At 31.8% G+C, this 25,308-nt stretch carries 26 protein-coding genes; 16 read left to right on the top strand and 10 right to left on the bottom strand.

The annotated features are described in order from the left end of the window. Position 1: 1 nt before the first annotated feature. From lptA to mrdA, 4 genes are read left to right on the top strand one after another with little or no spacing between them, the layout of a single operon-like run. On the top strand, positions 2-433 hold the full coding sequence (lptA, locus tag KAR67_RS00340) for a lipopolysaccharide transport periplasmic protein LptA (RefSeq protein ID WP_002776390.1): 432 nt from the start codon (positions 2-4) through the stop codon (positions 431-433). Beyond that, positions 430-1,020 (top strand): ribosome biogenesis GTP-binding protein YihA/YsxC, encoded by a 591-nt coding sequence (yihA, locus tag KAR67_RS00335; RefSeq protein ID WP_002781644.1) that lies wholly within the window; start codon positions 430-432, stop codon positions 1,018-1,020. Before lptA ends, yihA begins: the two co-directional genes overlap by 4 nt. A 1-nt stretch (position 1,021) precedes the next feature. Beyond that, the gene (locus KAR67_RS00330) at positions 1,022-1,516 is read left to right on the top strand and encodes a hypothetical protein (protein WP_002784250.1); all 495 of its coding nucleotides are present in this window, start codon (positions 1,022-1,024) and stop codon (positions 1,514-1,516) included. Next, positions 1,516-3,351, top strand: coding sequence for a penicillin-binding protein 2 (mrdA, locus tag KAR67_RS00325; RefSeq protein ID WP_060785211.1), 1,836 nt, complete (start codon positions 1,516-1,518; stop codon positions 3,349-3,351). Before KAR67_RS00330 ends, mrdA begins: the two co-directional genes overlap by 1 nt. A 32-nt stretch (positions 3,352-3,383) precedes the next feature. On the opposite strand, the gene KAR67_RS00320 is transcribed toward mrdA, so the two are convergent. From KAR67_RS00320 to KAR67_RS00285, 8 genes are all read right to left on the bottom strand, one after another. Beyond that, the gene (locus KAR67_RS00320) at positions 3,384-5,171 is read right to left on the bottom strand and encodes an aminopeptidase P family protein (protein WP_002842793.1); all 1,788 of its coding nucleotides are present in this window, start codon (positions 5,169-5,171) and stop codon (positions 3,384-3,386) included. Between the two features lie 84 nt (positions 5,172-5,255). Next, positions 5,256-5,813 carry a hypothetical protein gene (locus KAR67_RS00315; RefSeq protein WP_002776400.1) on the bottom strand — a complete coding sequence of 186 codons (558 nt, stop codon included), beginning with the start codon at positions 5,811-5,813 and terminating at the stop codon, positions 5,256-5,258. After that, the gene (locus KAR67_RS00310; RefSeq protein WP_002831422.1) at positions 5,813-6,886 is read right to left on the bottom strand and encodes a hypothetical protein; all 1,074 of its coding nucleotides are present in this window, start codon (positions 6,884-6,886) and stop codon (positions 5,813-5,815) included. The genes KAR67_RS00315 and KAR67_RS00310 overlap by 1 nt, the downstream gene beginning before the upstream one ends. After that, positions 6,876-7,751, bottom strand: coding sequence for a GTPase Era (gene era / locus KAR67_RS00305; RefSeq protein WP_002776404.1), 876 nt, complete (start codon positions 7,749-7,751; stop codon positions 6,876-6,878). Before era ends, KAR67_RS00310 begins: the two co-directional genes overlap by 11 nt. Then, on the bottom strand, positions 7,748-9,067 hold the full coding sequence (gene hslU / locus KAR67_RS00300; RefSeq protein WP_002776406.1) for an ATP-dependent protease ATPase subunit HslU: 1,320 nt from the start codon (positions 9,065-9,067) through the stop codon (positions 7,748-7,750). The genes era and hslU overlap by 4 nt, the downstream gene beginning before the upstream one ends. Further along, entirely contained in the window at positions 9,064-9,606 is a 543-nt protein-coding gene (hslV, locus tag KAR67_RS00295; protein ID WP_002776411.1) for an ATP-dependent protease subunit HslV, read from the bottom strand. The genes hslU and hslV overlap by 4 nt, the downstream gene beginning before the upstream one ends. Beyond that, positions 9,606-10,049, bottom strand: coding sequence for a 50S ribosomal protein L9 (rplI, locus tag KAR67_RS00290; RefSeq protein WP_002784246.1), 444 nt, complete (start codon positions 10,047-10,049; stop codon positions 9,606-9,608). Before rplI ends, hslV begins: the two co-directional genes overlap by 1 nt. 15 nt (positions 10,050-10,064) lie before the next feature. After that, the gene (locus KAR67_RS00285) at positions 10,065-11,285 is read right to left on the bottom strand and encodes an argininosuccinate synthase (RefSeq protein ID WP_002806695.1); all 1,221 of its coding nucleotides are present in this window, start codon (positions 11,283-11,285) and stop codon (positions 10,065-10,067) included. A 139-nt stretch (positions 11,286-11,424) separates the two neighbouring features. On the opposite strand from KAR67_RS00285, the gene KAR67_RS00280 reads away from it, so the two are divergent. From KAR67_RS00280 to KAR67_RS00260, 5 genes are all read left to right on the top strand, one after another. Continuing rightward, positions 11,425-11,670, top strand: coding sequence for an RNA-binding S4 domain-containing protein (locus KAR67_RS00280; RefSeq protein WP_002776417.1), 246 nt, complete (start codon positions 11,425-11,427; stop codon positions 11,668-11,670). Then, positions 11,667-12,074 carry a tRNA (adenosine(37)-N6)-threonylcarbamoyltransferase complex ATPase subunit type 1 TsaE gene (gene tsaE, locus KAR67_RS00275; protein ID WP_002776418.1) on the top strand — a complete coding sequence of 136 codons (408 nt, stop codon included), beginning with the start codon at positions 11,667-11,669 and terminating at the stop codon, positions 12,072-12,074. The genes KAR67_RS00280 and tsaE overlap by 4 nt, the downstream gene beginning before the upstream one ends. Then, the gene (lptB, locus tag KAR67_RS00270) at positions 12,067-12,795 is read left to right on the top strand and encodes an LPS export ABC transporter ATP-binding protein (RefSeq protein WP_002776419.1); all 729 of its coding nucleotides are present in this window, start codon (positions 12,067-12,069) and stop codon (positions 12,793-12,795) included. The genes tsaE and lptB overlap by 8 nt, the downstream gene beginning before the upstream one ends. After that, the gene (locus KAR67_RS00265; RefSeq protein ID WP_002781614.1) at positions 12,795-14,045 is read left to right on the top strand and encodes an RNA polymerase factor sigma-54; all 1,251 of its coding nucleotides are present in this window, start codon (positions 12,795-12,797) and stop codon (positions 14,043-14,045) included. The genes lptB and KAR67_RS00265 overlap by 1 nt, the downstream gene beginning before the upstream one ends. A gap of 187 nt (positions 14,046-14,232) precedes the next feature. Then, positions 14,233-15,657, top strand: a complete 1,425-nt coding sequence (locus tag KAR67_RS00260; protein WP_002776421.1) for an anaerobic C4-dicarboxylate transporter — start codon at positions 14,233-14,235, stop codon at positions 15,655-15,657. 34 nt (positions 15,658-15,691) lie between these two features. On the opposite strand, the gene uvrB is transcribed toward KAR67_RS00260, so the two are convergent. Continuing rightward, positions 15,692-17,665 carry an excinuclease ABC subunit UvrB gene (gene uvrB, locus KAR67_RS00255; protein ID WP_131235528.1) on the bottom strand — a complete coding sequence of 658 codons (1,974 nt, stop codon included), beginning with the start codon at positions 17,663-17,665 and terminating at the stop codon, positions 15,692-15,694. A gap of 153 nt (positions 17,666-17,818) precedes the next feature. Here uvrB and KAR67_RS00250 point away from each other — a divergent pair, with 153 nt between their 5' ends. The 5 genes from KAR67_RS00250 to ispG are packed head-to-tail and all read left to right on the top strand — an operon-like array spanning position 17,819 to position 21,695. Next, entirely contained in the window at positions 17,819-18,049 is a 231-nt protein-coding gene (locus KAR67_RS00250; RefSeq protein WP_002776426.1) for a hypothetical protein, read from the top strand. Next, positions 18,039-18,284, top strand: a complete 246-nt coding sequence (locus tag KAR67_RS00245; RefSeq protein ID WP_002776428.1) for a hypothetical protein — start codon at positions 18,039-18,041, stop codon at positions 18,282-18,284. The genes KAR67_RS00250 and KAR67_RS00245 overlap by 11 nt, the downstream gene beginning before the upstream one ends. Then, positions 18,281-18,727 carry a type II secretion system protein gene (locus KAR67_RS00240; RefSeq protein ID WP_052786221.1) on the top strand — a complete coding sequence of 149 codons (447 nt, stop codon included), beginning with the start codon at positions 18,281-18,283 and terminating at the stop codon, positions 18,725-18,727. The genes KAR67_RS00245 and KAR67_RS00240 overlap by 4 nt, the downstream gene beginning before the upstream one ends. Continuing rightward, a complete protein-coding gene (locus tag KAR67_RS00235; RefSeq protein WP_002838282.1) occupies positions 18,724-20,562 on the top strand; it encodes a primosomal protein N' in 1,839 nt (612 codons plus the stop codon). Before KAR67_RS00240 ends, KAR67_RS00235 begins: the two co-directional genes overlap by 4 nt. 59 nt (positions 20,563-20,621) lie before the next feature. Then, positions 20,622-21,695 carry a flavodoxin-dependent (E)-4-hydroxy-3-methylbut-2-enyl-diphosphate synthase gene (gene ispG, locus KAR67_RS00230; protein WP_002776443.1) on the top strand — a complete coding sequence of 358 codons (1,074 nt, stop codon included), beginning with the start codon at positions 20,622-20,624 and terminating at the stop codon, positions 21,693-21,695. A gap of 83 nt (positions 21,696-21,778) precedes the next feature. On the opposite strand, the gene flgH is transcribed toward ispG, so the two are convergent. Then, the gene (gene flgH, locus KAR67_RS00225) at positions 21,779-22,477 is read right to left on the bottom strand and encodes a flagellar basal body L-ring protein FlgH (protein WP_002823649.1); all 699 of its coding nucleotides are present in this window, start codon (positions 22,475-22,477) and stop codon (positions 21,779-21,781) included. A 101-nt stretch (positions 22,478-22,578) separates the two neighbouring features. Here flgH and pta point away from each other — a divergent pair, with 101 nt between their 5' ends. Next, the gene (pta, locus tag KAR67_RS00220) at positions 22,579-24,084 is read left to right on the top strand and encodes a phosphate acetyltransferase (protein WP_072214017.1); all 1,506 of its coding nucleotides are present in this window, start codon (positions 22,579-22,581) and stop codon (positions 24,082-24,084) included. Positions 24,085-24,097: 13 nt separating this feature from the next. After that, positions 24,098-25,288, top strand: coding sequence for an acetate kinase (locus KAR67_RS00215; RefSeq protein WP_002781587.1), 1,191 nt, complete (start codon positions 24,098-24,100; stop codon positions 25,286-25,288). Positions 25,289-25,308 lie beyond the last annotated feature (20 nt).

The following is a 25,308-nucleotide window of genomic DNA, read 5'->3' as shown; positions in this document are numbered from 1 at the left end:
GATGAGTATCAGTATATCTTTAGCTAGCCAGATAGAGGTTAAGGCCTTAAATTTTTATTCGGATGAAAATAAGGGTGAAAGCATACTCAGTGGCAATGTTGAAATCATAAGAGGTGATGATATTTTAACTGCTGAAAAAGTGATTATATATACAGATAAAAATCGCAAACCTATGCGTTACGAAGCTGTGCAAAATGCTAATTTTAAAATTGTTTTAAAGGGAAAAACTTATAAGGGGAGTGGAGATAAATTTATTTATAATGTGGCTAAAGATATTTATGAAATTGATGGAAATGCTTTTATTAATGAACTTGAAAGTAATCAAAAGCTTTATGGTGATAGGATAATAGTAGATAAGAGAAATAATGTTTATCGTGTTGAAAGCAAGGATAAAAAGCCTGCTCGATTTATATTTGATTTAGAGCAAAAATGATAATAAGTGCTAAATTTATCACCTCTTTAGACAAATTTGATAAAAATTTTGCATCCCATTTTAGTGAAGTGGCATTTTTAGGAAGATCAAATGTGGGGAAAAGTTCTTTAATTAATTCTTTATGTAAGCAAAAAAAGCTTGCTAAGAGTTCTGCTACACCTGGAAAAACGCAATTGATTAATATTTTTGAAGTTTTATGTAAGAAGGATGAGGATAAATTTAGTATCCATTTTATTGATTTACCCGGTTTTGGTTATGCGAAAGTTTCAAAAAATCTAAAAGAAATATGGAATAAAAATTTAGATGAGTTTTTAAAATTAAGAAGTTCGATTAAACTTTTTGTGCATTTGATTGATTCAAGACATACAAATTTGGATATTGATTTAAATTTGGACAAGTATTTAAAAAGTTTTTTAAAACCTGATCAAAGAGTATTAAAAGTGTTTACAAAATGCGATAAACTCAATCAAAGTGAAAAAGCTAAACTTAAAAATAGTTTCAAAGACGCTATTTTAATATCCAATTTAAACAAAATGGGTCTTGATGATTTAGAACATGAAGTTATTAAGCAAACTTTAGGTTTATAAAATGAGAAAAACTATCAGTGCTTATAAGGTAAAACTGAATGGAAGTTATGTTTTTTTAGGTTTTTTGTGTATCTTATATCAAATTTTAGGCTCTGTTTTTCTTTATATGCCTTTGCTTTACGGTGTATTTTTTTGTTATATGTATTTTCTTTTAGAAGAAAGGCAAAAAACCTTTAACAAACTTGATTTTAGGTGGTATTTTTCTTTATTTTTTTTATTTTTTACAGATATAACTTATGATTTTTTTCTCTTTTCTTCTTGGCTTGCCTTTGTTATTTTTTATTATACTTGCGCAGATTGGATTAAAACAAATTTAAAAATAGGAAAAATTATTCCTATCATACTTGTCCTTTGTGTTTATGCTTTTATTTTTATTTTAGATGCTATTTTTTCGTATGTAGGAGATCAAGAGTTTAAAATGCCAAATTTTGGCTATATGATATCGATTATGTTTGAGTGTTTGTTTGCTTATATGTTATATAGGAGTAAGTTCTAATGAGAATGCGTTTGGTTGTTGGCTTTATATTATTGTTTTTTATATTTTTATTAAGCCGTGTGTATTATTTAAGTATAAAATCAAATGTGTATTATGAAGAACTTGCCAAACAAAATGCTATAAAAACTGAATTTATAGTCCCAACTCGCGGACAAATTTTAGATCGCAATGGCACTCCTTTGGCGATTAATGATTTGGGTTTTAGTATTTCTATTAAGCCTTATTTAACTCTAAAAAGGGCAAATAGAGGTGTATTAGAAAAAGAATTAAATCAACTTCAAGGATTTTTTCCTGATTTAAACACTACTAAGCTTGCTGAATTTTATAAGAGGAATGACTCTTATTATAATCAAGATTTTATTAAAATCATAGACTTTATACCTTCGCAAGAAATGATGAAGCATTATTCAGAACTCAATTTAAATCAAAACATACGCATAGATCCTGCAGTGCAAAGAAAATATCCTTTTGGAAAACTAGCTTCGCATATCATAGGCTATGTAGGCAAGGCAGATTTGCAAGATATTAAAGAAAATGAAATTTCAAAGCTTACCAATTTTACAGGAAAGAGTGGGATAGAGCGTTATTATAATGATGTTTTGCAAGGAGAAAAAGGAACTAAGATTTATAAGGTTAATGCCTTAAATCAAGAAGTGGAGCAACTCTCCTATACTTCGGCACTTTCTAATGATATAGAACTTACCATAGATATAGAACTTCAAAGCTTTTTAACGCAACTTTTTGAGGGTAATGCGGGTGCTGCTATTATTATGGATATTAGCGATGGTTCTATTTTGGCAGCAGGAAGCTTTCCTGAATACGATTTAAATCCTTTTGTAACCGGAATTTCTTATAAAGAATGGGACGAGCTTTCTAATAATCTTGATCATCCTTTTACAAATAAACTTATCAATGGATATTATCCTCCAGGTTCTGTTGTTAAAATGGGTGTTGGTTTGTCTTTTTTAAATTCAAAAAGTATCAATCCCTCAACCCAATTTTTTTGTAATGGTAATATAGAGCTTGGCGGGAGATTTTTTCGTTGTTGGAATAGAGCAGGGCATGGAGCTGTAGATTTAAAACATGCGATAAAAGCAAGTTGTGATGTTTATTTTTACGATGGAAGTTTGCAAGTGGGTATAGATCAAATAAGTCGTACTTTATCACGCATAGGCTTTGGAGCTAAAACCGGTGTGGATTTACCTAATGAATTTGTGGGAATTTTGCCAAGTAGAGAATGGAAAATGCAAAGATATAAGCAAGCTTGGTTTCAAGGTGATACCTTAAATACTTCCATAGGGCAAGGAAATTTCTTGGCTACACCTATGCAGATTGCTAGATATACAGCTCAAATTGCAAAAGGTGCTGAAGTTGTACCTCACTTTCTAAAAAGTGTAGAAAATAACAATACTATCACAGAAGATAAAGCGCAAGATAGTAATGAAATTTTCACCCTTTTTGAAAAAAGTCAACTCCCCTATATAAGAGATGCGATGTATGCGGTTGCTAATGAGCAAGGAGGTACTTCTTATCATTATTTGCGCAATTTAGAAGTAAAAGTTGCTGCTAAAACAGGAACTGCACAGGTGGTGGGTTTTTCTCAAGCTGATAAAAATAGGGTTGATGAAAAGCAACTTAGATATTATACAAGATCGCACGCTTGGGTAACTTCTTATGCACCTTATTCTAAACCGCGTTATGTGGTTACTGTTTTAGTAGAACATGGTGGAAGAACGATAAGCTCAGGTGTTGCTACAGCAAAGATCTATCAAAAAATGATAGAACTTGGATATTTTAAACCAGAAAATAAAGCTAATAGCCCAAAAAAGAACTAGAAAAAATATTATTTTTCTAAGATTTCTTTTTGTTAAACCGCTTTAGTTCTTTCTTTGAGCCATTTTAAAGCTTTTAAATTATCATGAAGCTTAGGAGAGAGTTTTTCATAAACTTCTTTATGATAAGTATTAATCCACGCTTTTTCTTTGGCATCTAATAAGGTTTTATCGATACAACTGATTTCAAAAGGGCAAAGCGTTAAGGGTTTAAAATATAAAAATTCACCAAAATCTTTGTTTTTGGGATTTTCTATTTTTGCATTAACAACCAAATTTTCAAGCCTAATACCCCATTTTCCTGTTCTATAAATTCCAGGTTCTATAGAAGTTAACATACCTTCTTTAGCCTTTGTTTTTTCAAGCACAGGGCTAAAATAAGAAAGAGTTTGCGGACCTTCGTGAACATTTAAAAAATAACCCACCCCATGACCAGTGCCGTGTGTATAATCAAGCTGTTCTTGCCACAAAGGAGCTCTTGTGATAGCATCAAGCAAAGGCATGGCAATATCTTTTGGAAAAATAGTACTTGCTATGGCTATGTGTGCTTTTAAAACTAGGGTATAATCATGAATTTGTTCCCCGTTTAACTCACCTATAGCTACAACTCTAGTAATATCCGTGGTGCCATTTTTATATTGCCCACCCGAATCTATAAGCAATAATCCATTTTTTTGGATATAAGAAAAGCTTTCTTTTTCGGCTTTATAATGCGGTAAAGCTGCATTAGCGTTAAATCCTGCTATGGTAGAAAAACTATTGCTAATATAATAAGGACTTTGAGATCTAAATTCAGTGATTTTAGTATCGATATCAAGCTCGCTGATTTGTGTATTATTTTTGATATTTTCTTCAAGCCAAGTAAAAAATTTACATAAAGCCACTCCATCTTCTATCATGGCATTTTGTATATGTGCGATTTCCTTATCTGTCTTGATAGCTTTTAAATGGGTGCTAGGATTGATCTCTTCTAAAATTTCAACGCTTTTATCTAAAATTTCAATGAGTAAAGCAGTTGTTTTTGAAGGCTCAATGAGTAAATTTGTATTTTGGAGTTTTTTAAGCTCATCTTGAATTTTATTATATTCCTTAAGACAAATTCCATCTAAATTTAATTTTTTTTCAAGTTCAAAGTCAATTTTTTCCCTATCTATAAAAAGCAAAGCCTTTCCTTCCAAGATTAGTAAATGACTTAAAAATATAGGATTATAGCATACATCATTTCCTCTTAAATTAGTAATCCATGCTATATCATCAAGACTGGAAATAAGATGATTTTTTGCTTGTAGTTTGTTCATTTTTTCACGCACTAATAATAGTTTTTCTTTTCTAGAATAGGAGCAATATTCTAATTCATGTTCATAAACCTTATTTTTAGGTAACGCAGGACGATCTTCCCAAATGAGGCTGATTAAATCGATATTTTTTAGCTCGGCTTTGCAGTTTTTTTGTATTTCTTTTTGTAAAGATAAGGATAAAACTGAAAAATCTATACCTAAATTTTGCTCCTCATTTAAATTTTCTTTTAGCCATTTTAAAAAGGTATTATTTGCATCTTGTTTTTGTAAAAGTATGCCACTACCTTCTAATTCCTTTTGTGCTTGAATCCAATACCTTCCATCTGTCCATAAAAAAGCATCTTGAGAAGTGATGATTAAGCTTCCAGCAGAGCCCTTAAAGCCACTTACAAAAGCTCTGCTTTGATAAAAGCTAGGCAAATACTCATTTAAATGCGGATCAGCACTTAGTATCAAATAAGCGTCAAGTTTTTCTTTTATCATAAATTGTCTGATTTTTTCAACTCTTATTTTACGAATATTCATTTTTTTCCTTTTAAATTTGCATTATTTTATAAATCTTTTTATCAAAATAACATTATAGCCTTTATAGATAAAAAGCTATAGTATTTATTTTAGTTTTGCTAGGGAAATAAAAGAAAGCGTTAGTTTTAAATGAAGATTTAAACTTGTTGTATTGTCAATTTCAAATTTGTGGATTTGATAGTGCAAGTCTGAATTTTCTAATTGTTTCATAAAGGAAAGTATTGGACTAAAATCACCAAAAATATTGAGTGAAATTTTACGATAAGAATTTTCTTCTGATTGCAACCACTCTATATTAGAGATCCAAAGATTATTTTCAAGAGCTAGATTTTGCAAATTTTTAATGTATGTTTCATGGTTTTTATTAAAAACATTAAGATAGTTTTCATAACTTTTTATTTTATCTTGGATAAAAACAAGCTCTTTTTCAAGTTGTTTTATTTGTTGGTTTAAATCTTGATTTGTCGTGATTATTTTATCCATATCATTACTTTGAATGAAAAATTCATGATTAAAAAAGCTTTTTAAGTAAGAATGGTAAAAATGAAAAGAGAGTAATATTGCTAGGAGTATGGTTGTAAGATATATTAAAATTTTCTCCCTAGAACTTAGATTTTCTAAAAATTGCTCAATTTGATTCATTATAATGCTCTTAAAGTGATTTCGTGCAAGGATTTATCTTGTGAGATAAGACTAAATTGGGGACTTGTAAATTGAAGTGCTTTATTAAAATCCTCTTCGTTGCTAAATTTTATAGTGATAAGGGTTTTATTTATCATGAGATTAGAAATTCTTAAAGAATGATGATTTAGCCATGCAATAGCCTTTGTTAAAATCAAAATTGTATTTTTATCCGCTTTAAAATTTTGCGTAATTTTAGATAATTGTTCAGAGTATTTTTCTAATAAAAGATTTTGAGTTTGAATTTCTAATTGAAGTTGTTCTATATTGGCCTTAAGTTTTTGGCTTTGTTTTTCTTGAATTTCATAGATTTTATTTTGTGAAATTTCATTTTGTATATGTGTTGTTTTGGCATTTTGGTATTGCGCAAAGTCAATTAATGATAAAACTACAATACTGATTATAAAACTTAGAGCAAATAAGAAAATAAATTTAAAATACCAAGGAAGATATTTTTTATAGTGTTTGATAAAATTAGCATTTTTATCAAGATGGTGAATGCTATGTTTTGAAAGTGCGATTTTATCTTCTTGAATCATTTTAAAAGGAAGTTTTGCTTTTGCACTTATAAGATTGAAAATTTCATGAGCTTTTGTGCTTAGCAGTATTTTACTTTCATAGTGTTGTAAAAGCTCTAAAATACGGCTTTTGTTTATAAATTCTTCTATATTATCACAAAAATCGAGTGTTTTAAAAGTTTTAAATTTACCTTGCTCGTAAAAACATAAAAATACTTTTTGCGGTTTTATTTCCAAGATACAAAAATTCTCTTCTTTGATTTTATTTTCCAAAAATAAGCTTTGAAAGACGAGGGGTTGGGGAAAACAAAATTGAGTTTTGGGTAGTTTTGCAACCCGTGCTAAAAAACAATGATAAATTTGATCTTGTTTTAAAAAAGCCAATTGATATTCAAAAGGATTTTGAAGATCGCATTCTTTTGTTAGCTCTTTAAAAAGGTCATCTTCTTCAAAATTGCCATTTTTTTGTTTGTAGATAAGATTTTCAAAACTTATAAAATGAGCTTTATTCTTCATAATTTAGAATTTTTTTAAGAAAAATTTCATCTTTTTGCCAATTTTTCTTTACAATGACAAAAAGCTTTAAGAGTACTTTGTTTTGAATGAGTTTTGAAATTTTAAATCTCGCATCTTTTCCTATTCTTTTAAGCGTCGTTCCATCTTTTCCTATAAGCATGGCTTTATGGGAATTTGTATCGGTGATAATTTGCGCATCAATGATAAAAAGATTGGATGTTTCTTTGGTATTTTTTATCATAATTTCACAAGAATAAGGCAATTCTTCGCTTAAATTTTCATAAATACTTTCAAGTATAAATTCTCTAAAAATATCTTTTTGAGAACTAGGTGTTAAAAATTCACTATCATAAAAATACTCATGTTCAGGTAAGAGCTTGCACAACTCATTTAGCAGTGGTTTTTGGTAGTTTTTTTTCTTGCAAGAATAGGGCAAGATAGCTTTAAAATACTTGCTAAATTTTGCATATTCATTGAGTTTTTTTAAAAGTGTGCCATTATCAGCTAGATCTACTTTGTTAAGAACGATGATATGAGGAACTTTAGGGTTTAAGCTTAGGAAATTTTCATAATCTTTTACACTATCAAAAATACTAGCAACAAACAAGATAACATCGCAATCACCCATAGATTTTATAGCGCTTTGGATAAGAAATTGATTAAGCGTTGCTTTGCTTTCATGAAGACCAGGTGTATCTATAAAGATGATCTGATCTTCACCATTCATGACTATAGCTTTGATTTTACGCCTTGTGGCATTTTGTTTGTGAGAAACTAGGGCGATTTTTTCTTCTAGCAAGGAATTAATTAAAGTGCTTTTTCCCGCATTGGTACGCCCTATGATGCTAACAAAGCCACTTTTCACAAAATATACCTTGCAAGATCTTTATTTTCTATAATATCTCCAAGTTTTTCTTCCACCATTTTTTTATCAACTACGAATTTTTTACCCGCATACTCATCTGCTTCAAAGCTTAAATCTTCAAGCAATTTTTCTATAACTGTATGCAAGCGTCTAGCACCTATATCTTGCATTTCTTCATTGGCTTTAGAAGCAATTTTTGCAATCTCTTTAATCGCTTCATCATCAAATTCAAGTTCTAAATTCTCAGTTTTTAAAAGCTGTTCATATTGTTTTAAAAGTGAATTTTTAGGGCGTGTTAGAATTTCATAAAGTGCTTTATCATCAAGACTATCTAGCTCTACTCTTAAAGGAAAACGACCTTGAAGTTCAGGGATTAAATCGCTTGGTTTGCTAAGATGGAAAGCTCCTGCTGCGATAAAAAGGATATGATCGGTTTTTAAAGTGCCGATCTTTGTTTGTACGCTTGAGCCTTCAACTATAGGAAGTAAATCTCTTTGAACACCCTCTTTGCTTGGATCTTGGCGATTTGAATTTCCACTTGAAACCGCAATTTTATCAATCTCATCTATAAAAATAATTCCTTCATTTTCCGCTCTTTTTAAAGCTTCACTTTTGATGCTTTCTTGATCTAAAATCTTCTCTGCTGCTTCATTTTTAAGGGCATTTTTAGCATCTTTAATTTTCATTTCTTTTTTGACTTTTTTACTGCCAACGCCTATAACTTTAACTATATCTTGCATTGCTCCCATTTCAGGCGGTAAATTAGGATTTGTATCAAACATGCTTTGTGAAATTTCTATCTCTATCACGCTTTCATCTAAATCCCCATTTCTAAGTTTTGTCCTCATTTTTTCAAGGCTATTTTTATATTCTTCTTGTTTTTCATCACTGATGCCTTTAGGTAAAGGGGGAAGAAGTTTTTCTAAAATTTTATTTTCTATAAATTCATCGATTTTATCTTTATTTTTTTCTCTTTGTTCATTTTTTACCAAATTTAAAGCTGCATTTGCAAGATCTCTTACCATGCTTTCTACATCACGACCTACAAAGCCTACCTCTGTGTATTTACTCGCTTCGATTTTAATAAAAGGAAAGCCCATCATCTTAGCCAAACGCCTTGCAATTTCAGTCTTACCCACACCCGTTGATCCTATCATAAGGATATTTTTTGGTACTATATCATCTTGGAGTTCAGGGCTAAGCTGCATTCTTCGGTAGCGGTTTCTTAGGGCTATTGCTATAATTTTTTTAGCTTTTTTTTGTCCTATGACATAATCATCTAAAAATTTAACGATTTCTTTAGGAGTTAAATTCATTTTTCATCCTCAATTACATAAGTTTTTATATTGGTATTGGTATAAATGCAAATTTCGCCCGCGATTTGAAGACTTGATTTGACTAGTTCTTCTTCATCCAAATTTGCATGTTTTGCCAAAGCTCTAGCTGCTGAAAGCGCGTAATTTCCACCGCTTCCTATGGCAGCAATTTGTCCATCTTCAGGCTCGACTACATCGCCTGTGCCTGAAAGTAAGAAAATATGATTTCTATCAAGTACTAGCATCATAGCTTCGAGTTTTCTTAGATATTTATCCTTTCGCCATTCTTTAGAAAAATCAATCGCTGCTTTTAAAAGATCACCCTTAGAGCTTTGAAGTAGATTTTCAAACATATCAAAAAGATTAAAAGCATCAGCTGTTGATCCTGCAAAACCTGCTAAAACTTTGCCGTTGTTGAGTTTTCTTATTTTTACTGCATTGCCTTTTAAAACAGTATTGCCAAAGCTTACTTGGCCATCTCCACCGATTACGGATTTGTTTTTGCCTTTGTAAGCTAAAATAGTTGTTGCATGAAACATTATTCAGCCTTTATGTTTATATTAAATTTTGCGTGGATAGCATGACCTAACTTAACGCTGACTTCATGAGTGCCAAGGCTTTTTAGGGTATCACACTCCAAGCTTTTTTTATCGATTTCTATATGGGTTTGCTCTTTTAAAGCATGGGCGATTTCATCTTTAGTTACCCCGCCAAACAAGCTTCCATTAGCTCCTACAGGCTTTGAAATTTCAAGTGTAACTTTACTAAGCTCTTCTTTTAGCTTTTCTAAGCTTGCAAGTTCGAAGCGTAAATTCTCTGCTTCTTTTTTCTTGTCACTTTCATATTTTCTTAAAACTTCGTTTGTTGCTGCCTTAGCAAAGCCTTTAGCAATGAGAAAATTTTGACCATAGCCATCTTTTACTTCTTTGATTTCACCTGCTTTTCCAAGAGCTTTAACATCTTTGATTAATAATACTTTCATTTTTTTAATCCTTGTTTAAAATTTTCTTCCATTTTTTCCTGCAATAATAAAACGCAAAGCATTCAGTTTGATAAAACCTGCTGCGTCTTTTTGATTATACACTTCATCTTCTTCAAAGGTACAATAAGCTGCATTAAATAAACTATCATTAGCACTTTCTCGGCCTATAACCATTACATTACCTTTGTAAAGTTCAAGTTTTACTCTACCATTGGCATGTTTTTGAGATTCGTCGATTAGAGCTTGAAGCATCATTCTTTCAGGCGAGAACCAATAACCATTATAAATCAAACTTGCATATTTTGGCATAAGTTCATCTTTTAAATGCGCAGCTTCTCTATCTAGTGTGATGCTTTCAATTGCACGGTGTGCTTTTAAGAGTATAGTTCCTCCTGGTGTTTCATAGCAGCCACGACTTTTCATTCCTACATAGCGATTTTCTACTATATCAAGGCGTCCTATGCCATGTTTTGCACCAAGCTCATTAAGCTTGCTTAAAAGCCCGGCAGGGCTTAAATGCTCTCCATTGATGGCAACTAAATCTCCCTTTTGAAAATCAAGTTCTATAATCTCACTTTCATTCGGTGCTTCTTTTGGACTTTTACTCCATCTCCACATATCCTCTTCAGGTGCGTGTGCAGGATCTTCTAAAACAAGTCCTTCATAAGAAATATGAAGCAAATTTGCATCCATAGAATAAGGAGATTTCCCTTTTTTCTTAGAAATATCAATACCATGTTTTTGCGCATAAGCTAAGAGTTTTTCGCGGCTATTTAAATCCCATTCACGCCAAGGAGCAATGATTTTTAAGTCAGGATTAAAGGCTAAATAACCTAATTCAAAACGCACCTGATCATTTCCTTTTCCCGTAGCCCCATGACTTACCGCATCAGCTCCTGTTTGCAGGGCAATTTGTGCTTGAGTTTTTGCAATCAAAGGTCTTGCTATGCTAGTTCCAAGTAAGTATTCACCCTCATAAATAGTATTGGCTCTAAACATAGGAAATACATAATCTTTAACAAATTCTTCTCTTAAATCTTTAATGAAAACATTTTCTTCTTTAATCCCTAATGAAAGAGCTTTTTTTCTAGCAGGTTCGAGCTCTTCGCCCTGTCCAATATCTGCTGTAAAAGTTACTACTTCGCATTTGTATTCATCTTGAAGCCATTTTAAAATAATACTTGTATCAAGTCCGCCAGAATATGCCAAAACGACTTTTTTTACTTCATTTTTCATAGAGTATCCTTTGCCAATATTGATTTAATTGTCAAATTGTATCTAAAATTCATTAAAGAAAAGTTTTTAAATTGATGAAGAAAAGTTAGTCAAAGCAAAATGGGTTTCAAAAATTTAATTTTTTTGGTAAAATTCCATTATGAGAGTAGATAAATTTTTAAATGCGGTTAATATTACTAAAAGAAGAGCTATTTCTGAAGATATGTGTAGAAGTGGTGTAGTGGGGATTAATGGAGTGATAGTAAAGGCGAGCAAAGAGGTTAAGGTAGGAGATATTATCAGTTTGCATTTTACTGATTATACGCAAGAATATAAGGTTTTAGCTTTGCCTACTACTAAAAATATTCCAAAAAATGCACAAAGTGAATATGTGGTGAAGTTATGAAAGAATTTATTCTAGCTAAAAATGAACTCAATACCATGCTTCAAACTTTACCAAAACAAGGTGTTGTTTTATTACAAGGAGAATTAGCTAGTGGTAAAACAAGCCTAGTGCAAGCTTGGGTTAGTTTTTTAAATTTAGATGAGAAAGTAGATTCTCCCACCTTTTCTATCATGCAAAAATATGAAAATCAAGATATATGTATTTATCATTATGATATATATCAAGAGGGTTTAGAAGGACTTTTAAAAAATGGTTTGTTTGAGAATTTTTTTGAAGAGGGTTTACATTTGGTTGAATGGGGAGATGAGAATTTAAAAAAAGCTTTGCTAAAACTTGGAATTCCTAGCTTGGAAATAAAAATCAGTGTAGAAGATGATAAAAGAAAGTATGTAATTCATGAGTAAACTAGAAATTGTAAATTTAGAAAAAATTATTAAAAAAACAAAGATTATCCAAGGCATATCCTTAGAATTAAATAGTGGTGAGGTTGTGGGACTTTTAGGGCCTAATGGAGCAGGAAAAACAACTACATTTTATATGATATGTGGACTAATATCTCCAAGTAGTGGAAAAGTGCTTTTAGATGGTTTGGATATTACTAAAGAGCCTTTAAATAAACGAGCAAGGCTAGGCATAGGTTACTTACCTCAAGAAAGCAGTATTTTTAAGGATTTAAGCGTTGAAGATAATTTGCTTTTAGCTGCTCAAATTTTTTACAAGGATAAGAAAATTTTACATGAAAAAGTGGAGCAAATGCTCGAGCTTTTAAGTATAGAACCTATTCGCTTAAGAAAAGGCTTAAGCTTAAGCGGTGGAGAAAGAAGACGATGTGAAATTGCAAGATCTTTGATGTGTGAGCCTAAATTTTTGCTTCTTGATGAGCCTTTTGCGGGGGTGGATCCTATTGCAGTGGCTGAAATTCAAAGTCTTATCAATGAGCTTAAAAAGCTTGATATTGGAATTTTAATTACTGATCATAATGTTCGCGAAACTTTAGCAATTTGCGATAGAGCTTATGTAATAAGATCAGGCTCTTTACTTGCAAGCGGAAATGCTGAAGAAATAGCAAATAATAAAGATGTTAAAAAATATTATTTAGGAGCGGAGTTTAAACTCCTTGATTGATGTTAAGGCAAAAGACTACCCAGGCTCCTAAAACTAAGATTTCTCAAACTCTGCGTTCGTGGTTGCCTATATTACAAGCAAATATAGAAGATTTAAAAGAAAATTTAGACAAATTCGCAGAAGAAAACCCTTTTTTAAGCGTTCAAGAACCCATTCAAACACACGAGCATAATAAAAATTATTTTGATTCTTTTTATAAACGCAACGCAAATTCGGCATTTGTGGATAATAAAGGTCTTGCTACAAAAAGCGTATATGAACTTCTTAATGAACAGATTATACCCCCTCTTTTTCCTACAAGTAAATCTCAAGAACTTGCAGGCAAAATCGTAGAATGTTTAAATCATGAGGGATATTTTGAATACGATGAAGAAATTTTAAAAGATTATGATATAAATGAATTAGAGCGCATAAGAGCAAGATTTAAATTTCTTGATCCTGTGGGAGTGGGAGCAAAAGATTATAAAGAAGCTTTTTTATTTGCGCTAGAAAATATAGAACTTGATGCAGAGCTTTATGATTTTTGTAAAATGCTTATTCAGGATTTTGAAAATATACAAAATTACACTAAAGAGCCTTTATATAAGGAAGCATTAGCGATTTTTAAGCGTTTTAGCATACCGCCTTTTTTGGAGTATTTTGAAGATTCTCGCGTTATTATACCCGATATCTTTGTTTATAGGGAAAATAATGAAATCAAGGTAAAAATCAATGATGATTATTATCCTGAAATTTCCATTGAAACTGATGGTTTAACTCACGAATACTTAAATCACTACATCAAAGAAGCAAAAAATTTAGTTGATGCTTTAATGATGAGAAAAGCAACGCTTTATAAAATAGGACTCATGATAGTAGAATACCAATACGATTTTTTCATGGGTAAGGATATTAAACCTATGACTTTTAAAGACTTAGCTCTTGATTTAGAGCGCAATGCTTCAACTATTTCAAGAGCAGTGGCAAATAAATACCTAAGTTGTGATAGAGGGCTTATCCCTTTGCGTGATTTTTTTGCTTTTGCGCTTGATGAAGAGGGCGAGACTTCAAATGTGGGCGTTAAGGATTTTGTTGCAAATTTGGTTAAAAATGAAAATCGCTCAAAACCTTTAAGTGATAGTAAAATCCTAGAGTTGATTAAAAAAGAATTTAAAGTCGATATAGGACGACGCACTATTACTAAATATCGCAAACACTTAAATATACCAAGTTCAACGGATAGAAAAAAATTATACGAACTTGAAGGATAATGCTTAAATTTATCATTTCTTTAATCTTGCAAATCAAAAATATAAAAATACACTGAATTTGTATGAATGTTATTTTAATGTATATTTTAATATTTATTGGTATATTATTTTAACTATATGTTTTTTTTATTTAAAATTGTGCTATAATCACAATAATTTTTAAATTTATTCCATAAAAGGAGTTAAAATGGACTTTTTAACCAGTCTAGATGAGAGTATTCAGTTTTTGATACAAATCATCATTGTTTTAATTTGTCTTTTTTACGGTGCAAAAAAAGGTGGTATAGCTCTTGGCTTACTCGGTGGTATAGGTATTTTAATGCTTGTTTTTGCTTTTCATATAAAACCTGGAAAGCCCGCTATAGATGTAATGCTTACTATCTTAGCTGTGGTTGTTGCAAGTGCGACTTTACAAGCAAGTGGCGGTCTTGATGTAATGCTTCAAATAGCTGAAAGAATTTTAAGACGCAATCCTAAATTCTTAACCATTTTAGCTCCCTTTGTAACTTGCTTTTTAACCATACTTTGTGGGACAGGACATGTGGTTTATACTATTATGCCTATTATTTATGACATAGCGATTAAAAATGGAATTCGTCCAGAACGCCCTATGGCAGCAGCTTCTATATCTTCACAAATGGGTATTATTGCAAGTCCTGTTTCTGTTGCAGTTGTGAGTTTAACAGCTTTGCTTTTAAATGCAGAACATAAATTAGCAGGTTTTGATGGCTATATCAATCTTCTTCAAATTACTATACCTAGTACGCTTTTTGGTGTTTTATGTGTGGGAATTTTTTCTTGGTTTAGAGGAAAAGATTTGGATAAAGATGAGGTTTTTCAAGAAAAACTTAAAGATCCTGAATTTAAAAAATATGTTTATGGTGATTCTAAAACACTTTTAGGTGTTCAACTTCCAAAAAGCAATTGGATTGCAATGTGGATTTTCTTAGGAGCTATTGCTTTAGTGGCTTTATTAGGTATATTTGATTCTTTACGCCCAAATTGGGGACAAGTTGTAAAAAATGGTATTCCTCAAGTAGATGCTTTAGGCAATCCTAAAATGGATATTTTATCTATGGTTTCAGTGATTCAAATGTTCATGCTTTTAGCAGGTTCTTTGATTATTATCTTTACTAAAACAGATGTAAAAAAAATCGGCTCAAATGAGATTTTTAAATCCGGTATGATAGCTCTTGTTGCAGTTTTTGGAATTTCTTGGATGGCTGATACTATGTTTGCTGTTCATACTCCTATGATGAAAAAAGCTCTTGGAGATGTAGTTGTAGATTATCCTTGGACTTATGCAATCATGCTTTTACTTATTTCAAAATTTGTAAACTCTCAAGCAGCAGCTATTGCAGCTTTTGTTCCTTTGGCCTTAGGAATAGGTGTTGAACCAGGTGTGATTGTGGCTTTTGCGGCAGCTTGCTATGGGTATTATATTTTACCAACTTATCCAAGTGACTTAGCGACTATACAATTTGATAGATCGGGTACGACTCATATAGGTAAATTTGTTATCAATCATAGTTTTATTTTACCAGGTCTTATAGGTGTGATTAGTTCTTGTGTTGCGGGATATTTCTTAGCTTTAGCAGCAGGATATCTTTAATATTTTGCAGGATTTTTCCTGCAAAATAAAAATACTATAAATCTTTTAATTTATTGATCTCATCTCTTAAAGTCGCTGCTTTTTCAAATTCGAGCGCTTTAGCAGCTTCAAGCATTTGTTTACGAAGCTCTTTTACGATTTTAGCTCTTTCATTAGCAGGCATTTTTTCAATTTTTTTACCTTTGCGATAAATTTCGCCTAAATCCTCTTCATTTTTCAAACTCTCTTCGATGTGTCGCTTGACTGAAGTTGGCGTGATATTGTATTTTTTATTATAAGCCATTTGAAGTTTGCGGCGTTCATTGGTGGTATCCATAGCTTCTTGCATGGATTTTGTGATTTTTTTGCAAAAAAGCAAAACCTTACCATTGACATTTCTAGCTGCTCTTCCCATGGTTTGGATTAAACTTGTAGTGCTTCTTAAAAAACCCTCCTTATCTGCGTCCATAATGGCAATAAGCGAAACCTCAGGTAAATCAAGTCCTTCTCTAAGTAAATTTATACCTATTAACATATCAAAAGCACCGCTTCTTAAGCCTCTTATGATTTCATTGCGTTCTATTGCATCAATATCTGAATGCATGTATTTTACTTTAATACCAAGTTCTAAATAATACCTTGTAAGCTCTTCAGCTAGTTTTTTAGTCAACACAGTAACTAAAACGCGTTCGTTTCTTTGTATAACTTTTTTGGCTTCATCAAATAAAATTTCAACTTGATTATCGCTATCTTTAAGTTCTATCAAAGGATCAAGTAATCCTGTTGGACGCATAATTTGATGAAAGATATTTTCCTTGCTAAGTTCAAGCTCAAGCGGGGCAGGGGTGGCTGAAACAAAAAGAAACTGACAATCTTTATGGATAAATTCATCAAACATTAAAGGACGATTATCAAGAGCTGATGGAAGACGAAAACCATAATCTACCAAGGTTTGTTTTCTGCTTCTATCTCCTGCAAACATACCTCTAAATTGTGGTAAAGAAACATGGCTTTCATCGACTATAACAAGAAATTTCCTATTTTTAATCGCAAAATAATCAAAAAGTGTATAAGGCGTATCGCCTTCTTTAAGCCCTGTTAAATGTCTAGCATAGTTTTCAACGCCTTTACACATTCCTGTGCTTGTAAGCATTTCAAGATCAAATTCAACGCGTTGTTTAAGGCGTTGGTATTCTACAAGCTTGTTTTCATGTTCAAATTGCGCCAAACGCTCATTAAGTTCTATCTTTATATCTTTAATAGCTTGCTTTAATCTAGTTTCTCCTACACTAAATTGACTTGTAGGATAAAGTATGAAGCGTTTTAAATCTTTGCCTTTTTTATTTTCTAAAACATTATAATGATACATTGCATCCAGTTCATCACCAAAAAATTCAAGTCTTACTACTTCATCTTCGTAATAAGCAGGATAAATATCTATAATATCACCTTGTACGCGAAAATCAGCACGATCAAAGAAATTATCATTTCTTTTATAACCCATGTCTACAAGTTTCTTTAAAAGTTCTTTTTGTGAAATTTGCATGTCTAGTTCAAAGATTAAAACCATTCCTATGTATTCATTTGGATTTCCAAGTCCATAATTAGCCGAGACACTAGCGATACAAACCACATCCTCATAGCTTAAAAGCGAAGCAGTTGCGCTAAGTCTTAAGCGTTCTAGATCCTCATTTGTGGAGCTATCTTTTTCTATAAAAACATCGGTGCGCGGTATATAAGCTTCAGGCTGATAATAATCATAATAAGAAATAAAATATTCCACATGGTTCTTAGAAAAAAAACCTTTAAATTCGCTATAAAGCTGGGCGCAAAGGCTTTTGTTATGACTCATGATAAGGGTTGGCATATTGAGTTCTTTTATGACATTTGCCATGGTAAAAGTCTTTCCGCTTCCTGTTACGCCGAGTAGGGTTTGATATTTATTACCTTTTTTTATGCTTTTGACAATACCTTGTATTGCTTGTTCTTGATCAGGACTTGGTTTAAAATCGCTTGTAAGTTCTAACATTTTCCCACTTTTTGAAAGTTTTTTAGAAAAATTCTAAAAGAAAATGCTTTAATTAAAAATTAATTGACTATAAAAAACCTAAATTTAAATTTTTTTCTGCTACAATTACAAAAAATATTTTTATTTTAAATTTCTATAGCAGAAGGCAAATTTATGTTTGATGAAAAAATTATTAACACAATGTCAGATAAAGTCAATGAGTTGATTGAAAAATACAACGAAGTGTGCGAAGCAAATGAAAATTTAAGAAACGAACTTGTAAGCGTAAAAGCGCAAAATGAAGCAAAGAGTAATCAAATCATGCGTTTGGAAGAAGAGCTTAAGTCTCGCAATATAGAAAGTGAAGATATTTTCAAAAAAATAGAGGCTGTACTTGGCAAGTGATAATTTAAAACAAGTTATTATCAATGTTTCTGCAAAGGATTTCATTGTTAAATGCAGTGGAGAATTTGCAAATTTTTTAGAAGATGATATTGCTCTTATTTCTGGTGGGACTAAAAAAATAGAATTAAAGCGTTTCGTCGATGCTTTTGTAAAAAAAAGCTATGAGAATTATATCTTAGAAAGAGAACTTAAAAAACTTATAAAAGCGATCAATGAAGAACTCCCTGTAAAATGAAAAAGGCTTTTACTCTCTTAGAGCTTGTTTTTGTGATATTGATTTTGGGGATATTGGCAAGTTTAAGCTTCTCTTTTGCCAATCAAAATAAAAACGATGCGAAATTATTAAAATTGAAAATAGATTATGAAATACTAAATTCAGCCCTATCCCTTATGCGTACTCAAGTTGAACTCAAACAAATCAGTTCTTTTTCTCCTAATCTTGATGAAGCAAAAATCAACACTCAAAAAGAAAAACTTTTTTACTGCCAAACTAGTCAAAATTGCACCTATTCTTTGCTTCATACACCTATTTATTCTAGTTTTAATGCTTGGATGAAAACAGCACCCAATCGATATAGATTTTTTTTAAATACAAAAGAATGGGTTGATTTTTTTTATAATGCTGATTTTGCTATTTTAGAATGTTTGAGTGAAAAATATTGTAAAGAATTATTATGAGATATTATGAATTAGCGGTTTTTGGATTTTATTTGCAAAATTTAACCTTTCATAGCAAGGAAGAAATTCCAGCTTTAAGAGAGGTGATTATTGATTTAAAAAATAAAAAAAATCTTAGAGCTTTAGTATTGAAAGAATGCCAAAAGCCCGAATTTCAGACAAAAGAGATTAAAGAAATTACATCTTTTTCATTAAGCTGTGTACAATTTGAATTGGCGAAATTTATTTCGTATTATTATTCTTCAAAGCTAGGTTTTGTATTAGGACTTTTTTCTACTTATCAAACTTACACTTGTGATCTGATTAAAATAGAAAATGAACCCAAATTAAGCCAAAAACAAAAAGAAGCTTTGGAATTTATAAAAGCTAATCCCACTTCTTTGCTTTTTGCAGATACAGGTAGTGGAAAAACTGAAATTTATATTTGCTTAATAAAACAATATTTAGAGCAAGGAAAACAAGTTTTACTTTTAATGCCAGAAATTTCTCTTACTCCACAGATGCAAAAGCGTTTAGAAGTGTATTTTAAAGATAAATTTTTTCTATGGCATTCTAAAATTTCAAAGAAAAAAAAGCAAGAAAATTTAGAGCGTTTTTGTAAGGGTGAAGCACTTTTGGTCGCAGGAGCAAGATCGGCTTTGTTTTTGCCTTTTGTAAATTTAGGGCTTGTTATAGTGGATGAAGAACATGATAATTCTTACAAAGCGTCTAATCAACCTTATATTAATGCTAGGGATTTAACACTTTTCTTAAGCTCAAAATTTGACATTAAGGTGCTTTTAGGTTCTGCTACTCCTTCTTTAACGAGTTTTTACAAGCAAAAGAGTTTTAGACTTAAGGGTACTTTTTTTAAAAGTAAAAAACACTTTTTATATGATGAAAACGAATTGGGCGTAACTCCTATGCTTTTGGGCGAGTTGCAAAAAAGCTTGGAAAATCAAAAACAAGCTATCATTTTTTTGCCCACTAAGGCCAATTTTAGACAAATTGTGTGTAAAGATTGTGGGCAAACTATAAAATGTCCTTTTTGCTCTATTGCTATGAGTTTGCACAAAAAAAGAAATGTTTTAAAATGTCATTATTGCAATTACACTTCTTTAATAGAGCAAAATTGTCCTAGCTGTCAAGGTGTGATGCTAGAGGCTAGGAAGATGGGCACAGCAGAATTACAAGAACTTTTGCAAGAGGCTTTGCCTTTAGCAAGGATAGCTAAATTTGATAGTGATGAGATTACGAGTATTCGAAAGCTTAATGCTATTTTAAAAGATTTTAATGAAAATAAGATCGATATACTTATAGGAACTTCCATGCTTGCTAAAGGACATGATTATCATAGTGTAGATTTAAGCGTTATTTTAGGACTTGATGAGTATTTGTTTCGTCCCAATTTTAAGGCAAGCGAAGAAACTTTGGCTTTGGCTATGCAAGTGGCAGGAAGAGCAGGACGCAAAGGTGAGGGAAGGGTGCTTTTGCAAACTAAAAATAGGAATTTTTTTGAAAGATATATAGAGGATTATGATAGCTTTTTGCAAGATGAATTAGAAAATAGAAAAGATCTTTATCCTCCTTTTAAACGCCTTTTGAGAATTGTTATCGAGGATAAAGAACAAAAGCAAGCTCAAAATTTGTGCAAAAAATTAGTTGATCAAATTAGCCACATTTTAAAAGTTGAAATTATAGGCTATGGAGCTTGTAGTATAGAAATGCTCAAAGGACAATATCGTTTTTATATATTGCTTCGTAGCGATTTTTACAAACCTTTAATCAAGATACAAGAATATGCCTTAAATTTTAAAAATGTTAGCGTAGATATAGATCCTATTGATTTTTTATGAGGAATTAAAGCAAAAAATAGCTAGAATTTTAAAAATTATTTATAAAAAGAAGCTTGAAAATGGAATACAAAAGATTTAAAACAAGACAAATTAAAGTGGGTGATGTTTTAATAGGTGGCGATGCGCCTATTTCAGTGCAATCTATGCTCTTTACCAAAACAAGAGATATTGAAGGTTCTTTAGAGCAACTCAATCGGCTTTATTTTGCAGGAGCTAATATCGTGCGTTTGGCGTGTTTGGATATGGCGGATGCAAGGGCTTTAAAGGAGATTAAAGCAAAAAGTCCCTTGCCTTTAATTGTAGATATACATTTTAATCACAATTTAGCTGTATTTTGTGCTGAATTTATTGATGGGGTTCGTATAAATCCTGGCAATATAGGCTCAAAAGAAAATGTTAAAGAAGTAGTAAAAGCTTGTAAAGAGCGAGGCATTCCTATACGCATAGGTGTAAATCACGGCTCTATAGAAAAAGAATTTAGTGATAAATATGGATATGGTGTAGATGCGATGTTAGAAAGTGCATTGTATAACATTAAACTTTTAGAGGATTTGGATTTTTTTGATATAAAAATTTCGATGAAAACTTCTGATACTCAAAAGACCATAGAGGCTTATGAAAGATTAAGACCACTTTGTGATTATCCTTTTCATTTGGGAGTAACAGAGGCAGGGACTAAATTTCATAGCACGATAAAAAGTTCTATTGCTTTAGGAAATTTGCTTCTTAAAGGCATAGGTGATACCATGAGGGTTTCAATGACGGGCGAACTTGAAGAAGAAATCAAAGTCGCAAGAGCGATTTTACAAGATAGCGGGGTGCAAAAAAGTGGAGTAAACATTATCTCATGTCCAACTTGTGGAAGAATTCAAAGTGATTTAATCAGTGCTATTAAAATCGTAGAAGAAAAGACTAAACATATCAAAGAGCCTTTAAATATCAGTGTTATGGGCTGTGTTGTAAATGCTTTGGGTGAGGCTAAGGGCGCTGATGTGGCTATAGCTTTTGGAAAAAATCAAGGACTTGTTATAAGACATGGAGAAGTGGTGGCAAAACTCAAAGAAAACGAGCTTGTGGATAGATTTTTAGCTGAAGTAGAAGATGAGGTTAAGAGTAGAGAGATAAAAGAATAGATTTTATTTTAATTATAGATATTTAAAATAAAATTGCAATAAAATTTAAGTCCTTATTTTAAGGACTTAAATTATAAGTTTATTTAAAAAGGCCATATAGCTTCTATGACTTTGCTTCCCCAAGGTTTTCTAGTGCTTCTATCCACTTCACCTTCAGTTTTGTAAAGAATTTTTGCATCTGCTATATATCTACTATCTATAGTATTATCTTGACCGATATCATAAGGACGAATCACACCGCTAAGTTGTATGATTTGTTTTTCTCCATTGATCAAAAGCTCTCTTGAACCCTCAATAAAATAATTACCATTAGACAAAATTTTAATCACGCGAGTTGAAATCGTAGTGTTAAAACTTTCATTGCGACTTTGAGTGCCTGTTCCTTTGTAGTTGTTAGTACTATTGGTTTGAAAGCCTATATTAGAATAAGCATTTACTTTATCGATCGCAGTTCCAAGTAAGCCACTTCCACCTGTTAAAGCTCCTCCTCCTAAATTGGAAGTATTGGTTCTACTTGTGGCCTTATTGGCTTGAGTGCTTTGAGTAGTGCTTTCTTGGATAACCACAGTAACTAAATCATTTACATTCATTGCTTTTTTATCAGAGAATAAAGGATTATCGCCTTTTCCAAAAAGCGATCCAGGAGAAGTTTCTACATTGTTGCTTTGTTTAGGTGCAAGCTCTTCTACATAAGCAGGAGGTTTCATAGAAATTTGCGGATCTACTGTTGCAGAACATCCAAAAAATGCAAAAGGTAACACATAGAATAAAACTTTTTTCATTTTCGTCCTTTAAATGATGAAATTTCATTTTTATTTGTTAAAATAGTTTTTCAAGTAAGTATAAAGCAAAGAGTGTTCCACTTTTTAAAACCAAGGAGAAAATAATGGCAAATCTTTATTTGATGAGATCTAGGAGTGATGAGTTAAATACATTAGTCACCACGAAATTATTGAAAAACTATAGCAAGATATATAAAAATATAGCTATTTACTGTCCTGTGATTTATGTACATCGTATCCCTGTTTTGCAAGGATGGCTTGAGGAATTTGATATTAAGCAAACTTTGAAAAATGCTTATAGTTTTACTTTTAGAGAAGCTATGGAAGAATTTAGCAAAGATCCGCATAGTTTTTTCAATACTATCTTAGAAGAGTATGAGGAATTAAATCGTAAATATGATTTTGTTCTTGTTAATAGTTTTTGCGAATTTGGAATACTTGATGGTTTTGATTTGAGTATAAAATTGGCTAAAAATCTTAACACTCCTATAGCGGCTATTATTAATAATGAGGATAAATTAATAGCTCAAAAATATTTTGATGAAGCTTTAGATGGTAGAGATTATGCTTTGATTAATGAAAATTTTAATTTTGAAGAAATGCATAAGTTGCAAGCTTATGATTTTATGACTCCGCATCGTTTTAAATATGAACTCATTAAAAAAAGTGTTAAAAATAAAAAAACCGTTGTTTTACCAGAAAGCAATGATGAAAGAATTTTAAAAGCAGTTGAAATTTTACTTAAAAGTAGTGTAGTGGATCTTATTTTATTGGGTGATGAGCAAGATATCAAACAAAAAGCCGATGAATTGGCACTTGATTTAACCGCAGTAAAAATACTCAATCCGCTTCATTCAGAATATAACGAAGAATTTGCCACTTTGTTATATGAAGCAAGAAAATCTAAAGGAATGAGCCTTGAAGAGGCTAAAGAATTGGTTAAAGATAGGACTTATTTTGGAACCTTGTTGATACATAGTGGGAAAGCTGATGCTATGGTAAGTGGAGCATCTACTACGACAGCTGAAACTATTCGTCCTGCGCTTCAGATTATCAAAACTCAAGAGGGTGTTGACTCTGTTTCGGGAATTTTCTTTATGGGGCTTGATGATAAGGTTTTAGCTTTTGCAGACTGTGCTGTAAATCCAAATCCAAATGCCGAGCAACTCGCCACTAGTGCTTATGTAAGTGCTATGACTGCAAAGTCTTTTGGTATCGAGCCAAGGATAGCTTTGCTTTCTTATTCTAGTGGAGATAGCGGTAAGGGTGAGAGTGTAGATCTTGTTAAAGAAGCTTTAAGAATTGCTAAAGAAAAATATCCAGAATTAAATATCGATGGCCCTATGCAATTTGATTGTGCTTATGATCCTAAAACTGCTGCTAAAAAAATGCCAAATTCTAAGATAGCAGGTAATGTAAATGTATATATCTTTCCTGATCTTGACGCTGCAAATATTTGCTATAAGGCTGTGCAAAGAACAGCAAATGCTTTGGCAATCGGTCCTATTTTGCAAGGACTTAAAAAACCTGTAAATGATTTAAGTCGTGGATGTTTGGTTGATGATATAGTAGATACGGTTATTTTAAGTGCTATACAAGCACAATAAGAAAGGAAAGTGAATGAAGATTTTAGTTTTAAATTCAGGCTCTTCATCTATTAAATTTAAATTTTTTGATGATAAAGTGGTTAAAGCCAGTGGTTTGGTAGAAAAAATTGGAGAAGAAAAATCAAAAGTCATACTAAAAAATGCCTTAAATGATGAAACATTCGAAAGAGAACTTCCTATAAAAAATCACGAACATGGATTGCAAATTGTCAACGAGCTTTTTAAAGAATCTGGAATTTTGGAAGATTTAAATGCTTTAGATGGTTGTGGTCATCGCATAGTGCATGGAGGAAGAAATTTAAGCGAGCATTGTTTAGTGGATGATTATGTTCTTAAAGAGATAGATAGGGTTAGTATTTTTGCTCCTTTGCATAATCCTGCGCATTTAGCAGGTATAAAAACAATGATCAAAGCTGCACCTAGTGTTGCTAATGCAGCTATTTTTGATACAGCTTTTCATCGCACTATGCCTGATTTTGCTTATATGTATGCTTTGCCTTATGATTTTTATGATAAGCACAATATAAGAAGATATGGTTTCCATGGTACTTCTCACGCTTTTGTGAGTGCTAGGGCAGCCCAATTACTTGGAAAAAATAAAGAGGATTTAAACGCAATTTCAGCACATCTTGGAAATGGTGCGAGTGTTTGTGCTATTGAGGGAGGTAAAAGTATAGACACTTCCATGGGTTTTACTCCTCTTGAAGGTCTTGTTATGGGAACTCGCTGTGGTGATTTAGACCCTGCAATTTTGCCATTTATTAGCCATCTTAAGGGTTTAACAATAGAAGAAATTGATACTTTGCTTAATAAAAAAAGCGGACTTTATGGAATTTGCGGTTCTAACGATTTTAGAGATATAGGAGCAAAAATCGAGCAAGGTGATGATAGGGCACGTTTAGCTTTTGATATGTTTTGTTATCGCCTTTTAAAATATATAGGGGCTTATTTTACGGTTTTACCTAGAACTGACGCTATTATTTTTACAGGCGGTATAGGTGAAAATGCTGCTTTAGTTCGCCAAAAAGTTTGTGAAAGATTATCTCATCTTGGTGTTGAGCTTGATATAGAATTAAACAACAAAAAAGCAAGCTGTGAAAGAATGATTAGTACTGCCAATTCTAAGGTAAAGATTTTTATCGTTCCTACAGATGAAGAACTTGAGATTGCCAGAATCACAGAAGAGTTGATAAACAAAAGCTAAGAGCTTTTGTTTTAACCCAA

The organism is Campylobacter sp. JH32 (assembly GCF_017846535.1).
GTDB lineage: Bacteria > Campylobacterota > Campylobacteria > Campylobacterales > Campylobacteraceae > Campylobacter_D > Campylobacter_D coli.
Note: the sequence above shows the minus strand (reverse complement) of the source record. Positions and strands in the feature narration are given on the sequence as shown.

Excerpts from the sequence above, each read along its gene's own strand:
- KAR67_RS00250 (WP_002776426.1), top strand. The coding sequence starts at position 17,819 with ATGTTTGATGAAAAAATTATTAACACAATGTCAGATAAAGTCAATGAG.
- KAR67_RS00260 (WP_002776421.1), top strand. The coding sequence starts at position 14,233 with ATGGACTTTTTAACCAGTCTAGATGAGAGTATTCAGTTTTTGATACAA.
- yihA (WP_002781644.1), top strand. The coding sequence starts at position 430 with ATGATAATAAGTGCTAAATTTATCACCTCTTTAGACAAATTTGATAAA.
- tsaE (WP_002776418.1), top strand. The coding sequence starts at position 11,667 with ATGAAAGAATTTATTCTAGCTAAAAATGAACTCAATACCATGCTTCAA.
- KAR67_RS00330 (WP_002784250.1), top strand. The coding sequence starts at position 1,022 with ATGAGAAAAACTATCAGTGCTTATAAGGTAAAACTGAATGGAAGTTAT.
- KAR67_RS00310 (WP_002831422.1), bottom strand. The coding sequence starts at position 6,886 with ATGAAGAATAAAGCTCATTTTATAAGTTTTGAAAATCTTATCTACAAA.
- mrdA (WP_060785211.1), top strand. The coding sequence starts at position 1,516 with ATGAGAATGCGTTTGGTTGTTGGCTTTATATTATTGTTTTTTATATTT.
- KAR67_RS00235 (WP_002838282.1), top strand. The coding sequence starts at position 18,724 with ATGAGATATTATGAATTAGCGGTTTTTGGATTTTATTTGCAAAATTTA.
- hslV (WP_002776411.1), bottom strand. The coding sequence starts at position 9,606 with ATGTTTCATGCAACAACTATTTTAGCTTACAAAGGCAAAAACAAATCC.
- uvrB (WP_131235528.1), bottom strand. The coding sequence starts at position 17,665 with ATGTTAGAACTTACAAGCGATTTTAAACCAAGTCCTGATCAAGAACAA.
- KAR67_RS00285 (WP_002806695.1), bottom strand. The coding sequence starts at position 11,285 with ATGAAAAATGAAGTAAAAAAAGTCGTTTTGGCATATTCTGGCGGACTT.
- KAR67_RS00240 (WP_052786221.1), top strand. The coding sequence starts at position 18,281 with ATGAAAAAGGCTTTTACTCTCTTAGAGCTTGTTTTTGTGATATTGATT.
- hslU (WP_002776406.1), bottom strand. The coding sequence starts at position 9,067 with ATGAATTTAACTCCTAAAGAAATCGTTAAATTTTTAGATGATTATGTC.
- KAR67_RS00280 (WP_002776417.1), top strand. The coding sequence starts at position 11,425 with ATGAGAGTAGATAAATTTTTAAATGCGGTTAATATTACTAAAAGAAGA.
- lptB (WP_002776419.1), top strand. The coding sequence starts at position 12,067 with ATGAGTAAACTAGAAATTGTAAATTTAGAAAAAATTATTAAAAAAACA.
- KAR67_RS00265 (WP_002781614.1), top strand. The coding sequence starts at position 12,795 with ATGTTAAGGCAAAAGACTACCCAGGCTCCTAAAACTAAGATTTCTCAA.
- rplI (WP_002784246.1), bottom strand. The coding sequence starts at position 10,049 with ATGAAAGTATTATTAATCAAAGATGTTAAAGCTCTTGGAAAAGCAGGT.
- ispG (WP_002776443.1), top strand. The coding sequence starts at position 20,622 with ATGGAATACAAAAGATTTAAAACAAGACAAATTAAAGTGGGTGATGTT.
- lptA (WP_002776390.1), top strand. The coding sequence starts at position 2 with ATGAGTATCAGTATATCTTTAGCTAGCCAGATAGAGGTTAAGGCCTTA.
- flgH (WP_002823649.1), bottom strand. The coding sequence starts at position 22,477 with ATGAAAAAAGTTTTATTCTATGTGTTACCTTTTGCATTTTTTGGATGT.
- KAR67_RS00215 (WP_002781587.1), top strand. The coding sequence starts at position 24,098 with ATGAAGATTTTAGTTTTAAATTCAGGCTCTTCATCTATTAAATTTAAA.
- KAR67_RS00320 (WP_002842793.1), bottom strand. The coding sequence starts at position 5,171 with ATGAATATTCGTAAAATAAGAGTTGAAAAAATCAGACAATTTATGATA.
- KAR67_RS00315 (WP_002776400.1), bottom strand. The coding sequence starts at position 5,813 with ATGAATCAAATTGAGCAATTTTTAGAAAATCTAAGTTCTAGGGAGAAA.